We start from the raw sequence: 13,393 nt of genomic DNA, 5'->3' as shown, positions 1-13,393 counted from the left end.
GGCCCGGCCAATGAAGGAGGAGCGATGACAATCAACTCACCCGATTCCCTGCCCGACGACGAAACGCAGGACGGCGTGGAAGGCGCCGCGGGCAATGCGGCACCTGACAAGAACGACGGCGGGATCCCACGGGGCGGCGACGGCATCGGCATCAGCGTGGACGCCGAACCCAACACCTTCGAGCCCGAGGAGGACCCGGACTCCACAGAGGAACCGGGCAGTTAACCGCCCGATTGGCGGCGCTGCTCAAGGTTTCCTCAAGATTCCCCAAACCGGCCTGTTTTGGAAATTTCAAGTTCCTGCCGGCCGGTAAATTCTTCTTGTTTCCACGTTATTTCCCCAACTAGGAAGCACAGGGAGCCCCCGCGCTGTAGCCTGACTCGCGCGGGGGCTTCACCCCAACCAGGCGATGCCGCTCTGGGCAAGGTAGGAGCGGTAGAGCGGCGGCGTGGACGGGGAAGTCCCCAGTTCGAACCTGGCGGGGAGAGTGGCCCGAGCCCCTGCCCCTGTATGCCCGGCGACGAAGTTCGCCGCCCTGGTTCTGATCTGCATGAATGCCGGCGGCCCGGATACCCGGCACCGCTCTGCTCCTGCATCGGTGGCAGGGATTTGCAACGCTTTCAAAAACGCGAAAAATCCTAGCGCGTAGATCTGTTGTAGATTGTTGACAATTGCTAAGCTTGGGAACGTTAGCAGCTCACCCCGTCCTTCCAACCGGACCCAGCCCCAAGGAAACACGATGAAGAAACGGCGCATCGACACTCCTGCTTTCGAGCTTGATGAAACGAGCCGGACTGGCCATCACTGCCCCAAAACCGGGTGGTGGTCAGCCGCCGGTGATCCGGCAGCGGCACGGTTCATCACGAAGGGGGAACTCATGCCCGCTTCATGCGGCGAGCCCGTGCTGTGGATGCTGGGGAAAGCTGCCGGGAGCCGGAGCCTTCGGCCCGCAGCTGTTTTCGCTTCCAGCCAGTAGGCGGAACTGAAGGCCCTTACTGCTCCTTGCGCAGCGCGGCCTCGGCCACGAGTTCGGTCAGCCACGGCCGGTGGCCCCGATGGAACACCATCCCCTTCGGAAGTCCCCGTACGGTGGGTACCGAGTTGGCGATATCGATGGTGACCCGCTCTCCGGCCATGGGTGCATTGCTGATATGCAAGTCACCGTAGGACGGCGGCAAGTGGGGATCCATCCAGAACCCCCCGCGGGCAACGTTGGCGTCGTATCTCATCAGGCTCGTCACCAGCTGAATAGGTGACGTCGCGGCCCAGGCCTGGGGCGAGCAGGCCGTCGGGTAGGGTACGGGCTCGCCGTACTGCTCCCTGCTGAATCCGCAGAACAACTCAGGCAGACGGCCCTCGGAGTATTCGGCGGCTTCGAACAGGGCGGTGGAAATGCGCTGCGCCTCTTCAACGAATCCATAGCGCATCAGGCCTGCCGCGATCACGGCGTTGTCGTGCGGCCACACCGAGCCATTGTGGTAGCTGGCCGGGTTGTAGGCGCCCATGTCCGTGGCCAGGGTGCGGACGCCCCAGCCGCTGAACATTTCAGGGGACATCAGCCGTTCCGCAACCAGCGGAGCCTTGTCCTCATCCACGAGACCCACCCACAGGCAATGTCCCATGTTGGATGCGCAGGCATCTACCTGCCGCTTCTTGCCGTCCAACGCGATGGCGTAGTATCCCCGGTCCGGCATCCAGAACTCTTCATTGAACCGCGCCTTCAGCTCCGCAGCGCGCTCCGCGAGCTCGGCCGCCAGGGCTGTCTCTCCGGTGTCATAGGCGATCCAGGAGCGGGCCATATAGGCGTCATAGACGTACGCCTGGACCTCGCAGAGAGCGATCGGTGGCTCTGCGAGTGTTCCATCAGCAAAGTTGATGCCGTCCCAGGAATCCTTCCAGCCCTGGTTGATAAGTCCCTGGTCATTGAGGCGCTGGTACTCCACAAAGCCGTCGCCGTCCCTGTCGCCGTAGTCCCGTATCCAGTCCAGGGCGCTGTCGGCGTGCGGAAGCAGCGCTGCGATGGTGTCCTTGGCGAAACCCCAGCGGCTTACCGACCCCAGGAGCACCACGAACAAGGGCGTTGCGTCGATGCTGCCGTAGTAGATGGATTTGCCTCCCAGTGCCAGGGAACTGGAGACGTCGAGCCGCACCTCGTGCAGGATCTTCCCGGGTTCCTCCTCGCTGATGGGGTCCACCACGGCACCTTGCCGGTCAGCAAGCGTCTGCAGGGTGCCCAGCGCCAGGGACGGGTCAACAGGCATGGCCATCTCCGAGGCCCACAGGGAATCCCGGCCAAACAGCGTCATGAACCAGGGCGCTCCGGCCGCCACCACAATGCGCTCCGGGTGGTTTGGATCTTCAATGCGGAGGGCGCCAAGATCGTCATAGCTGCGGCGGAGCGTCCTTTCGACGGACCGGTTACCCATATGCAGTTTGGGGATCTTGGCCACCCATTCCTGCCGGCGGCGGTCACTGCGCGACAGTTCGCCTTCGGCCGGGCGGACAATGGGGGCCGTGGCGGCCCCGGAGCCGGGCGCCACTGTCAGGACCGTGTTCCACTCGCCGCGCGGCGGGATGGTGGTGACACACTTCAGCTCCTCACCCTCCGCGTTCCAGGGGGTAGCCGAACTTACGACGACGGACTTCCGGACTTCGTGCCAGCGGCCGCTGATGCTCAGGGTCTTTCCGTCGAACTCACGGGTCTCTGCCCACTCCCGCGGGGTTCGGGCTTCCTTGACTTCAAAGACATCCGCGAAATCAGAGCTGACGGTGAGTGAGACCGCGCATTCCACGGTCGTTGTAGAGTGGTTATGGACGGTGATGTGTTCCACGATGCCGATCCCCAGTTCCCGCCTGCGTTCCACGATGAGCGGGCTGTCCGCGTAGCCGTCCGATCTGGCGACCCTGCAGGCGAAGATTCCCCTGTATGGTTCCTTCGTCTGGGCCGCCAGGGATTCGAGGGGCTGCCCGTTGACGGCCAGGTTCAACCTGGACAGGATGCGGGTGTCCTGGAAGAAGAGCCCGTGCGGATGTTCCGGGTAGATGTCTCCGTTCGGCAGGGAGATGCAGAAGGACGTGCCTTCCACCAGTGTGACCGTGCCGGCGCCAAGTGGTCCCGCCGCCGTGTCCGCGTTCCATCCAGCCATTGCCCGGCCTCCTCGGGGAACTGCCTGACGGGCAACCGCTCCGGGTTTGGGGGCTGGTTGGCCGTCCTCTACGTGGTATGCCTGAGGCTACTCTTGCCGCCCGTTGCAGGCCAGAGCCGCGCGCCGGCGTCGGACTTAATGCCCATGGAGAGGTCGTAGTCGTCGTCGATGTGGAAGAGCCGCCGGTCCCCGATGCGGTCCACCACCCAGATTGTCCGGCCGTCGGCGGTACGTTCGTCCACCCTCCCGCTGTAATGGTCAAAGCCCTGCCGGCCCAGTGTCACCAGGTCGCCCGGCTCCAAGGATGACCACATGGTTTCCCGGAGCCTGCGGGCAGCTCGGGTTTCGAAGGCGGGAATGGCCCGGTTGTCTTTCATGTGTGAGTGCTCCTTGCTGACCGGCAGCTGGCGCCAGTGGCAGCAGGCGGTCATGGAAATAAGTGTGGTTGAATAAGGGCCCAGTTCCGTTGGAACTGGGCCCTTATTTATGCAGTGGTTCAGCGGGTCCTTGCTTCTAGGCGCTGATCCCGGCTGCTTCAGGATCAGACGTAAGGTCCTCCACCGCCTTCTGCATGTGGCGTTCAATGGCATGCTGGAGTCCGTTGCGATCGCCTGTTTCCAGGTGGTCGAGGATCTTCTGGTGTTCCTGTACCAGGACGTCGATGCGCGGGTAAGCCACTTCCAGCCCGAGGATACACATGCGGGATTCGGCCGCGAGTGTCTCATAAATCCGGATCAGGCGGGTGTTGCCGGTGCCTGACACGAACGTGGTGTGGAACTGCATGTCCAGCCGTGCCAGCGACTGCCAGTCTGAGGCCTTCACCTGCTTGGCCATGTTTTTGATGATGCCCTTGAGTTCCCTGCAGGTGGCAGCAACCTGCTCGGGGTCCGAGTTGAGGAGGGTGTTGGCGGCAGCGAGCTCCACAGCCTCGCGGACGGCGTAGATTTCCTTCACGTCATCCGCCGTCAGCTCCAGTACGAAAACCCCGCGGTTGCGCTTGCTGACCAGGATGCCTTCCTGGCAGAGCCGCTGCAGAGCTTCCCGCAGCGGCCCGCGCGAGGTATTGAGCTGGCTGGCCAGCGCAGATTCGTTGACCTGCTGCCCGGGCCTGAAAGCCCCCTGGACGATCAGCTCCCGCAACTGGTCGGCGATCAGTTGCGCCGTGGGGCGACCTTCCAGTACGAATGTTGCCTCCGGTGCCGCCATTGACATCCCCTCATTTCATGCTTCGGCAGATTGCATTCTTGTTAGAACGCTATTGCTGTGTACTTGTACTCCAGGAATTCGTCGATTCCCACTTTTCCGCCCTCGCGTCCCAGGCCCGACTGCTTGACGCCCCCGAAGGGTGCGGCAGGGTTGGAGACGATGCCGGTATTGATCCCGACCATTCCAACCTCCAGTTCCGCCGAGAAGCGCATGGCTTTTTCCATGCTCTCGGTAAACACGTAGCCCACCAGTCCCCACTCCGTGTCGTTGGCCAGGCTGAGGACCTCGTCTTCGCTGTCAAAGGACGATATGGCTGCCACCGGCCCGAAAATCTCCGTGCTCATCAGTTCGGCATCCCTGGGAACATCCATCAGGACCGTGGGAGTGAAGAAGTACCCGGGGCCTTCCGGCCGAGTTCCTCCGGTCAGCACTCGCGCACCCCTGGCCGTCGCATCAGCGACGAGGCTTTCGACCTTGTCGAGCCCCTTCTGCTCGATCAGAGGCCCGACGTCGGTGCCCGCCACAGCGCCGTTGCCCACCTGCAATTCTGACATCTTCTTGGAGAACTTCTCGCCAAACTCCTCCACCACGGACTTGTGGACGAAGAAGCGGTTGGCTGCGGTGCACGCCTCGCCCATGTTGCGCATCTTGGCTTTCATGGCACCGTCAACGGCCTTTTCGATGTCAGCATCGGCCAGGACGATGAAAGGTGCGTTGCCGCCCAGTTCCATGGATGAGCGCATGACGTTGTCGGCCGCCTGCCGGAGGAGGACCTTGCCCACCTCGGTGGAACCGGTGAAGCTGATCTTGCGGGCGATGCCGCTGTCCGTCCACGTGCGTACCACGCTGGAAGCCGAAGCCGTGGTGACGACGTTGAGCACGCCGTCGGGAAGCCCTGCCTCTTTGAAGATGGCCACCAGTGCCAGCGACGTGAGCGGTGTGAGCTCTGCCGGCTTGAACACCATGGTGCAGCCGGCGGCGACGGCAGGGGCGATCTTGCGGGCACCCATGGCAAGGGGGAAGTTCCAGGGAGTAACCAGCACCGAGGGTCCCACAGGTTCCTTGGTGATCTGGATGCGCGTGGTTCCGTCCACGGATACCGTGCTGTCGCCGCCGATGCGGACGGCTTCTTCGGAGAACCAGCGGAGCATCTCAGCGCCATAGGCAACTTCACCCTTGGCTTCGGCCAGGGGCTTGCCCATCTCGGCAGTCATGATCGCCGCGAGATGGTCGGTATTGGCGGTGACCAGTTCATAGGCGCGGCGAAGGATGTCGGCCCGCTGGCGCGGGGTGGACTTGCCCCAGGCCGCCTGGGCCCGGCCGGCGGCTTCGATGGCCCGCACGGCGTCCTCGGGCCCGCCGTCGGCTACGTGGGCGATGACTTCGTTGGTTGCAGGGTTTTCCACGGCGAACGTGGCGCCGTCGGTGGCCTGCTGCCACGTTCCGTCAATAAAGAGCCCGGTGTGGAGGCTGTTGGGATCAAAGGAGGAGTTCATGGTGATCTTTCAGTGATCAAGGGCGATTAGGAGGTGGCAGTTTTGAGGGCCTGGGTGAACCTGGTCAGGCCGGCCTGGATTTCGTCGCTGGTGACGTTGAGCGCCGGGATGATGCGGACGACGTTGCCGTGCGGGCCGCAGGTGAGGAGGAGCAGTTCTTCCTTGATGGCGGCCTGTTGGACGGCCAGCGCCGTGGCGGCGTCCGGGGTGTTGTCCGCGGCGGTGAATTCGACGCCCTGCATCAGGCCCCGTCCGCGGACGTTGCCGATGCCGGCGAACTCGGTCTGCAGCTTGTCGAGTCCGGCGCGCAGTTCGTCGCCTCGCTGCAGGGCGTTTTCCACCAGGTTTTCCCGGCGGATGACCCCGAGGGTGGCGACGCCGGCTGCAGCGGCGACGGCGTTTCCGCCGTAGGTTCCGCCCTGGGAGCCGGGCCAGGCCTTGCCCATCAGTTCAGCTGAGGCGGCGATCGCTGAGATGGGGAAGCCACTGGCCAGGCCCTTGGCCGTGATGACGATGTCAGGGGTGATGCCTGCCCAGTCGTGTCCCCAGAATTTGCCGGTGCGTCCGACGCCGGCCTGGACCTCGTCGAGGATGAGCACGATGCCGTGGCGGTCGGCGCGTTCGCGCAGGCCCTGCAGGAAGGCAGGGGGAGTGGGAATGTAGCCGCCGTCACCCAGGACAGGTTCGATGATGAAGCCGGCCGTGTCCGCGGGCGTGCTGATGCTCAGGAGGATGTGGTCCAGTTCCTTGAGGGCGAAGCTGACCGCGGTTTCCTCGTCCCAGCCGTACCGGTACCAGTGCGGGAAGGGCGCGACGTGCACGCCGCTCATGAGGGGGGAGAATCCGGACCGGAACTTGGTTCCGGCGGTGGTCAGGGACGCTGCCGCGACCGTCCGTCCGTGGAATCCGCCCTGGAAGGAGATGATGTTCGGCCGGCCGGTGGCCATCCGGGCCAGCCTGACAGAGGCCTCCACGGCTTCTGATCCCGAAGTTGCGTAGAAGACGCTGTCCAGCCCCTGGGGCAGGACCTCCCCCAGCAGTTCCGTGAGTTGCAGCAGGGGCTGGTGCATCACGGTGGTGTACTGGGCGTGGACAATCTTGCCCACCTGCTCGCGTGCCGCGGCCACAACATCGGGGTGGCAGTGGCCGGTGCTGGTGACACCAATCCCGGTGGTGAAGTCAAGATACTTCTTGCCGTCGGTGGCGTGGATCCAGCTGCCGGAGGCATGGTCGACGACAACAGGAGTCGCCTGCTTCAGGATGGGGCTCAGGGTTGCCATGTCTTCTTACTTTCTTCTAATTGTAGATTGTCAACAATAGGCGACACCGGGTGGTATCGCAAGTTTTCCTGCGGCGGCTAGTTGGTACCGAACCGTTGGGGACGGACAAAATCGAGGCCGCCGTACGATGCCTTGCCGAGTGCCTCGCCAGCGGCGATTTCGCCGTAGCCTGTGGCATTTTTGAACCCGGCGCCGGAGAAGCCGGTGGCGGCGTAGATCCTGCTTGACTGGCCCAGGAAGCCCAGTAAGGGCTGGGAGTCGGTGGTGAAAAGGTCCGGGAAGGCGTCGGAGCGGACGATGTTGGGGTGGAGGCCGGGGAGGAATTCGGTGACGGTTTCGGTGGTTTCTTGGATTTCGGCCTGGGTGAGTTCCCTGGGGACTGCGTTGGGGTCTGGTGTTGGTTTGCCGCGGCCGTCCAGGGTTGCTTTGACGGTGGCTCCGTCCACGGCGGGCGCCCCGTACATGGAGCGGTCCGCGTGGATCCGGATGAAGATGGGGAACTTTTCCGGGGCGAATTGGGCAGCGTCCCGGGCCACGAACCAGGTCAGGAAGACGCGCTTGGTCTGGGTTGCTGCTGTGAGGTGGTCGGGCATGAGGCGTTGGGACCAGCCGCCGGAGGCGATGATGACGTTTTCGAAGGTCCAGGTCTTCGCGCCGGAGGTGATGGTGACGCCGTCGTTGGTTTCGGTGATGGTGTCGATGGGGGTGTTGGTGTGGATGGTTGCGCCGTTGGCCTGGGCGGCTTGGATGGCGGCGGTGACGGCGCGGTCGGTGCGCAGGGCGCCGGCGTGCGGGTCGTAGACGGCGATGTCGTCGGGGCGCAGGTTGTGCTGGGGGTAGCGGTCGGCCATGTCCTCGCGGGAGAGGATGACATGGTCGGCTTTGTTCGCCGCGGTGGTTTCGAGCAGGGCGGTGAGGTAGGGGCCGTTTTTGGTGCCGATGGACAGGCCGCCGCAGCGGGTGAGGATGTCCTGGCCGGTTTCTGCTTCCAGTTCCGCCCAGAGATCACGGGAGCGCTGCAGGATGGGGTAAAGGTCCGGGGTGCCGCGGTAGATCATGCGGAACAGGCGGGTGTCCCCGCCCACGGCGCTGCGGCCGTGGGCGGGAGTCTGTGCTTCGAAACCGGTCACGGAGTCGGTGAGGCGGGAGGCCTGCCAGAGGGCCATGGAGCCGATGCTGCCCAGGCCGATGACGGCGAGTTTTCCGTTCATGGTCTACAGCACCTGGTCCAGGAAGGCCTTGGTGCGGGCTTCTTGGGGGTTGGTGAGGACTTCCCGGGCGTCACCGCGTTCGATGACGTAGCCGTCGTCCATGAAGATCAGGGAATCGGCCACTTCGCGGGCGAAGCCCATTTCGTGGGTGACCACGACCATGGTCATGCCTTTCTTGGCGAGGTCTTTCATCACCGCGAGGACTTCACCGACTTTTTCGGGGTCCAGGGCCGAGGTGGGTTCGTCAAAGAGCATGATCTCGGGGTCCATGGCCAGGGACCGGGCGATCGCGACGCGCTGCTGCTGGCCGCCGGAGAGCTGGGCGGGGTAGTAGTCCCCGAACCCGGCCAGGCCGACGCTGGCGAGCAGTTCGTGGGCGCGTTTGGCGGATTCTTTTTTGTCCGCGCCCTTGACCAGGACCGGCCCGGACATGACGTTTTCCAGGGCGGTCATGTTCGGGAACAGGTTGAACTGCTGGAACACCATGCCCACCCTGGTGCGCTGCTCGGCGAGCTTCTTGGGCGGCAGGGCGTGGTAGGCGGTAGCCGTTTCGTAGTAGCCGAAGTCTTCGCCGTTGACTTTCAGGACTCCGGAGTCGACGGTTTCCAGGCCGTTGATGCAGCGCAGGATGGTGGACTTGCCGGAGCCGCTGGGCCCGATGATGCAGCAGATTTCACCGCTGGCGATCTCGAGGTTGATGTCTTTGAGGACGGTTTTGGGTCCGAAGGACTTTCGGATTTTCTGGGCAACGATCGTGCCGTCGTTACTCATCGGGCAGCACCTTCCGGATCAGTGAGCACGACCGGCTTGGCTTTGCGGGGAAGCCGGGAGGTCGCGCGGGAGTATTTCTGTTCGAGCTTGGATTGGGGGTAGCTCAGCAGCAGGGTCATCACCAGGTACCAGAGGCTGGCGACGATCAGCAGCGGGATGGTTTCGTAGGTGCGGGCGTAGATGAGCTGGGCGCTCTGGAGCAGTTCAGCGACGCCCAGGACGCTGACCAGGGAGGTTCCCTTGAACATACCGATGACCTGGTTGCCGGTGGCCGGGATGATCGATGGCATGGCCTGGGGGATGATGACCTTGCGCATCCTGGTGCCGGCGCTCATGCCCAGGGAGTCTGCGGCTTCGATCTGGCCTTTACCGACAGAGGAGAAACCGCCGCGGATGATTTCGGCCATGTAGGCGGCCTCGTTCAGGGTCAGGCCGACCAGGGCTGCGGTAATGGGGCCCATGATCGCGTTCGTGTCCACGGCGGTACCGATGTCGGTGAACGGGATACCGATTCTCAGGTCCGGGTACAGGGCGGAGATGTTGAACCAGAAGATCAGCTGCACCAGCACCGGGGTGCCGCGGAACAACGTGATGTAGAGCCCGGCGGCGATGGAAACCGGCTTTACGTGCGAGGAGCGCATGATCGCCAGGGCCAGCCCGAGCAGGGTGCCCAGGGCCATGGACGCGACCGTGAGGAAGATGGTGAGCATCAGCCCGCGCAGGATCGACTCGGCAAAGAAGTACTTCGCGACGACGTGCCACTTGAAGTTGGGGTTGGTCAGGACGGAGGAGAGGATCCCGATGCCCACGAGGATACTGAAGATCCACCCGGCATACTCGGCGCGGGTCCGAAGCCGAAGCCGTGGCTTCAGGGCCGGATCAATGCTGTCCATCGTTGCTTCACTTCCTTTTGTGATAGCTGTAGCCATTGGGGGGCGCCCCGCTAGTTCAGCTTGGCGTCGGTAATGGCGCCGGACTCCAGGCCCCAGGTCTCCAGGGACTCCTTGTACTCCGGGGTCTCGAGGACTGACTGGATTGCTGCCTGCATGGCCGGGGTCAGCTCCGAGCCCTTCTTCAGGCCGATGGCGGCCAAGTCGCTGGATCCGACGTTGACCCGCCCAAGGAGGGTGAAGGAGTCCGGCTGCTGCTTCTGTGCCCATCCCAGGGAGGTGGTGTCATACAGGACGCCGTCGATCCGCTTGGAGTGCAGCTGGGTCAGGGCCTCCTGGACGTTGGGCAGGGTCACGGCGTTGATCTCCGGCTGTCCCTTGGAGGTGCAGGTCTGCTCGCTCAGGGCCGGGAGGCGCTTGAGCTGGCCCGTGGAGCCCTGAGTCACGGCGATGTTCTTCCCGCACAGGGTCTCCATCGTGAGGTTCAACGGGTTCCCGGCTGCCACTGCCACCGAGTTGCCGGCCTTGAAGTAATCGATCATGTCCAGGACCTTGAGACGTTCCTCGGTCTTCGACATCGTGGTGGCGGTGAAGTCAAAGCGGCCGCCATCCAGGCCCGGGACGATCGTGTCGAACTTCGTGTCCACGAACTTCAGCTTCAGGTCAAGCTTCTTCGCAACGAGCCGGGCTACGTCCGGGTTCAGGCCGATCGGGGTCTGGTTGTCCTCGGCGAGGAAAGTGGTGGGCGGGTAATGCAGGTCCATCGCAACTGTAAGCTCACCCTTGTCCTTGTAGGACTGCGGCAGCAGTGCCACGGCGGCTGCATCAGGCTGAACGCCTTCTGAAATATCCCTGGTGTTGTTGGTCAGCGACTTCGTCTCTTCCGTTGTGGAACTGACTCCGGCTGCACCACCACAGGCGCTCAGGGCCAGTACAGCGGCGAGCCCTACGGCTGCGGTCTGCAGTTTGTTAATGGTCTTCATGGATGTCTTCCTTCTAGGATTTGAGCCGGGGGACTGCGGTGTCGCCACGGTGATTTGGAATTGAATTGGCGCCTTGTGCAAGGGAGCAAAGGGAATGCGGGGAGCGGCGTCTTCAGTATCGGTTCAGGCCGTGTTTGTGATCCGTGTCTCTTCGGCCTCTACTGCAATGCAACCCCCTCGCAAGTAGATTGTCAACAATTCACAGCAACAATTTTTCTCGCCGGGTGAGTATCGGCGGCGAGTCCGCGAGCGTGAAAAGTTGTTGACAATTTACAATTTGGCCGCCTACAGTCGACGTATCGGGCAGGAGATCTTCCGGCTTGCGCCAGTCCTTTCCCGGTCGCATGTCCGTCACAAAACTTCCCGCCTCAAGGGATGCCCGCTCCAACCTCCTGATCAAGAACGGAACAGAACATGGCAGAGACCAACTTCCGGCCGAAATACATCTCGTTTGATGTCTACGGCACACTCATCAACTTCGACATCGACCCCACCACCCGTCGCCTGCTCGATGGCCGCATCTCCGAAGAGCAGTGGCCCACCTTCAAGAAGCAGTTCCGCGGGTACCGGTTCGACGAAGTCCTCGGCGACTACAAGCCCTACGAAGCGATCCTCCAGGACTCCTTTGACCGGGTGTGCAAGCGGTGGGGCATTGGGCCGACTCCCGGTGCGGGCGCAGAGTTCGCTGAGGCAGTACGCGGCTGGGTTGCGCACGATGACGTGCCGGCTCCGCTGAAGCTGATGGGCGACAACTACAAGCTGGTGGCACTGTCCAACGCCGATGACAGCTTCCTGGACATCAGCATTCCCAGGCTCGGCGCTGATTTCCACGCCGTGTTGACAGCTGAGCAGGCGCAGGCATACAAGCCGCGCTACCAGGCCTTTGAATACATGCTGGACACCCTGAACGCCAGGCCGGAGGACTTCCTGCACGTCTCCTCGCACACCCGCTACGACATGCACCCGATGCACGACATGGGCTTCCGGAACCTCTGGATGCTAGACCGTGGCTATGACCCCATTGGCCCGGGCTACGACCTCAACACTGCCAAGTCCCTGGACGAGATCAACAAGCACCTCGGCCTCTAAGCCGACGACGCGACGAAAGGTCACCCCGTGAAACTCATTCCTTACTGGCTGGACACTGCCGAAGCATCCGGAGACTACCGGCGCACACCGGTACCGGAAAACGTTGATGTGGCCATCATTGGAGCCGGCTTCACCGGCCTCTCCGCGGCCCTGGAATTCGCCAAGCAGGGCGCGAGCGTTGCCGTCTTTGAACGCCACACCGTGGGGTGGGGCGCGTCCGGCCGTAATGGGGGAATGGCGACTACCGGGTTGGCCATCGGTTTCAGCACCGCGGTCAAGCGCTACGGGGGAGCCCGCGCCGTCGAGATGTTCAACGAGTACAACGACGCGATCGACAGCATCGAGAAGCTCGTGCAGGACAATGCGATCGACTGCGACTACAAGCGGTTCGGTAAGCTCTCGTTGGCGTTCCACAAGTCCCACTACGACGGGTTTCTGAAGTCCCAGGAGCTGCTGGCAAAGCTCGCCGACCACCATGTCACGGTCATCCCCAAGTCCGAGATCCACAGCGAAATCGGCACCGATTTTTACCAGGGTGCGATGCTGGATCCGATGGGCGCAGGCCTGCACGTGGGTAAGTTCGTCCACGGGCTGGCAGGGGTTGCCGTTGCAGCTGGCGCGGACATCTGCGAGAACGCAGCGGTCACCGAGCTGAAGAGGATCTCCGGGACCGTCCACGACGTGCACACCACCCGGGGGATCACCCGGGCCAAGCAGGTCCTGGTGGCCACCAGCGGATACACCGGCAACATCACCCCGTGGATGCAGCGCCGCGTAATCCCGGTGGGTAGTTTCATCATCTGCACCGAACCCCTCCCCGAAGACGTGATCAACCGGATTCTGCCGAACCGGCGCCAGGCCTCGGACAGCAAGATGCTCACGTACTACTTCCGGATCACCCCGGACAACAGGCTCCTCTTCGGCGGCCGCGCCCGCTTTGCCTTGTCCAGCCCCGACTCGGACGTCAAGAGCGCGGAGATCCTGCGCAAGGCAATGCTCGATCTGTTCCCCTACCTCTCCAACGCCAAGGTGGACTACATCTGGGGCGGCCTGGTGGACCTGTCCATGGACCAGATGGTCCACGCCGGCGTCCATGACGGGCTCTACTACTCGCTGTGCTACAGCGGCCACGGCGTCCAGATGGCGGCGCACATGGGCAAGCGGATGGCCCACTACATGGCCGGCGACAAGAGCGCCAACGTGTGGGAAGACCTGAAGAACCCGCCAGTGCCGGGCCACTTCGGCCCGCCGTGGTTCCTGCCCTTCATCGGCGCCGCCGCCAAGGTCATCGACCGGGTCAAATAGACCAAACTCACCAGCT

14 protein-coding genes are annotated in these 13,393 nt (G+C 63.2%); 4 read left to right on the top strand and 10 right to left on the bottom strand.

The window, feature by feature from the left end; genetic code table 11:
* Positions 1 to 24 precede the first annotated feature (24 nt).
* A complete protein-coding gene (locus AC5RT3_RS03225) occupies positions 25 to 225 on the top strand; it encodes a hypothetical protein (RefSeq protein ID WP_494053280.1) in 201 nt (66 codons plus the stop codon).
* 168 nt (positions 226 to 393) lie between these two features.
* On the opposite strand, the gene AC5RT3_RS03220 is transcribed toward AC5RT3_RS03225, so the two are convergent.
* On the bottom strand, positions 394 to 552 hold the full coding sequence (locus AC5RT3_RS03220; protein ID WP_494123474.1) for a hypothetical protein: 159 nt from the start codon (positions 550 to 552) through the stop codon (positions 394 to 396).
* 187 nt (positions 553 to 739) lie between these two features.
* Here AC5RT3_RS03220 and AC5RT3_RS03215 point away from each other — a divergent pair, with 187 nt between their 5' ends.
* Positions 740 to 976, top strand: a complete 237-nt coding sequence (locus AC5RT3_RS03215; RefSeq protein WP_494102557.1) for a hypothetical protein — start codon at positions 740 to 742, stop codon at positions 974 to 976.
* A gap of 16 nt (positions 977 to 992) precedes the next feature.
* On the opposite strand, the gene AC5RT3_RS03210 is transcribed toward AC5RT3_RS03215, so the two are convergent.
* From AC5RT3_RS03210 to AC5RT3_RS03170, 9 genes are all read right to left on the bottom strand, one after another.
* Entirely contained in the window at positions 993 to 3,146 is a 2,154-nt protein-coding gene (locus AC5RT3_RS03210; RefSeq protein WP_494123473.1) for an amylo-alpha-1,6-glucosidase, read from the bottom strand.
* A 68-nt stretch (positions 3,147 to 3,214) separates the two neighbouring features.
* Positions 3,215 to 3,523, bottom strand: a complete 309-nt coding sequence (locus AC5RT3_RS03205; RefSeq protein WP_494123472.1) for a hypothetical protein — start codon at positions 3,521 to 3,523, stop codon at positions 3,215 to 3,217.
* A gap of 136 nt (positions 3,524 to 3,659) precedes the next feature.
* Positions 3,660 to 4,352 (bottom strand): GntR family transcriptional regulator, encoded by a 693-nt coding sequence (locus AC5RT3_RS03200; RefSeq protein ID WP_494009613.1) that lies wholly within the window; start codon positions 4,350 to 4,352, stop codon positions 3,660 to 3,662.
* 41 nt (positions 4,353 to 4,393) lie between these two features.
* Positions 4,394 to 5,848, bottom strand: coding sequence for an NAD-dependent succinate-semialdehyde dehydrogenase (locus AC5RT3_RS03195; protein WP_494123471.1), 1,455 nt, complete (start codon positions 5,846 to 5,848; stop codon positions 4,394 to 4,396).
* A gap of 26 nt (positions 5,849 to 5,874) precedes the next feature.
* Positions 5,875 to 7,128, bottom strand: coding sequence for an aspartate aminotransferase family protein (locus tag AC5RT3_RS03190; RefSeq protein ID WP_494053284.1), 1,254 nt, complete (start codon positions 7,126 to 7,128; stop codon positions 5,875 to 5,877).
* A 77-nt stretch (positions 7,129 to 7,205) separates the two neighbouring features.
* Positions 7,206 to 8,339, bottom strand: a complete 1,134-nt coding sequence (locus AC5RT3_RS03185; RefSeq protein WP_494053285.1) for an FAD-dependent oxidoreductase — start codon at positions 8,337 to 8,339, stop codon at positions 7,206 to 7,208.
* A 3-nt stretch (positions 8,340 to 8,342) separates the two neighbouring features.
* Positions 8,343 to 9,110, bottom strand: a complete 768-nt coding sequence (locus AC5RT3_RS03180) for an amino acid ABC transporter ATP-binding protein (protein WP_494009609.1) — start codon at positions 9,108 to 9,110, stop codon at positions 8,343 to 8,345.
* Complete coding sequence (locus AC5RT3_RS03175; RefSeq protein WP_494009608.1) at positions 9,107 to 10,003, bottom strand: amino acid ABC transporter permease; 897 nt, start codon at positions 10,001 to 10,003, stop codon at positions 9,107 to 9,109. Before AC5RT3_RS03175 ends, AC5RT3_RS03180 begins: the two co-directional genes overlap by 4 nt.
* Positions 10,004 to 10,053: 50 nt before the next feature.
* The gene (locus AC5RT3_RS03170) at positions 10,054 to 10,983 is read right to left on the bottom strand and encodes an ABC transporter substrate-binding protein (RefSeq protein ID WP_494009607.1); all 930 of its coding nucleotides are present in this window, start codon (positions 10,981 to 10,983) and stop codon (positions 10,054 to 10,056) included.
* Between the two features lie 414 nt (positions 10,984 to 11,397).
* Here AC5RT3_RS03170 and AC5RT3_RS03165 point away from each other — a divergent pair, with 414 nt between their 5' ends.
* Both AC5RT3_RS03165 and AC5RT3_RS03160 read left to right on the top strand, forming a co-directional pair.
* Positions 11,398 to 12,072: a haloacid dehalogenase type II gene (locus AC5RT3_RS03165; RefSeq protein ID WP_494009606.1), complete on the top strand. Its 675-nt coding sequence runs from the start codon at positions 11,398 to 11,400 to the stop codon at positions 12,070 to 12,072.
* 27 nt (positions 12,073 to 12,099) lie between these two features.
* Positions 12,100 to 13,377 carry an NAD(P)/FAD-dependent oxidoreductase gene (locus tag AC5RT3_RS03160; RefSeq protein ID WP_494053286.1) on the top strand — a complete coding sequence of 426 codons (1,278 nt, stop codon included), beginning with the start codon at positions 12,100 to 12,102 and terminating at the stop codon, positions 13,375 to 13,377.
* The last annotated feature ends 16 nt before the right edge of the window (positions 13,378 to 13,393 follow it).

This window comes from Arthrobacter sp. Y3221159 (genome assembly GCF_059089885.1).
Note: the sequence above shows the minus strand (reverse complement) of the source record. Positions and strands in the feature narration are given on the sequence as shown.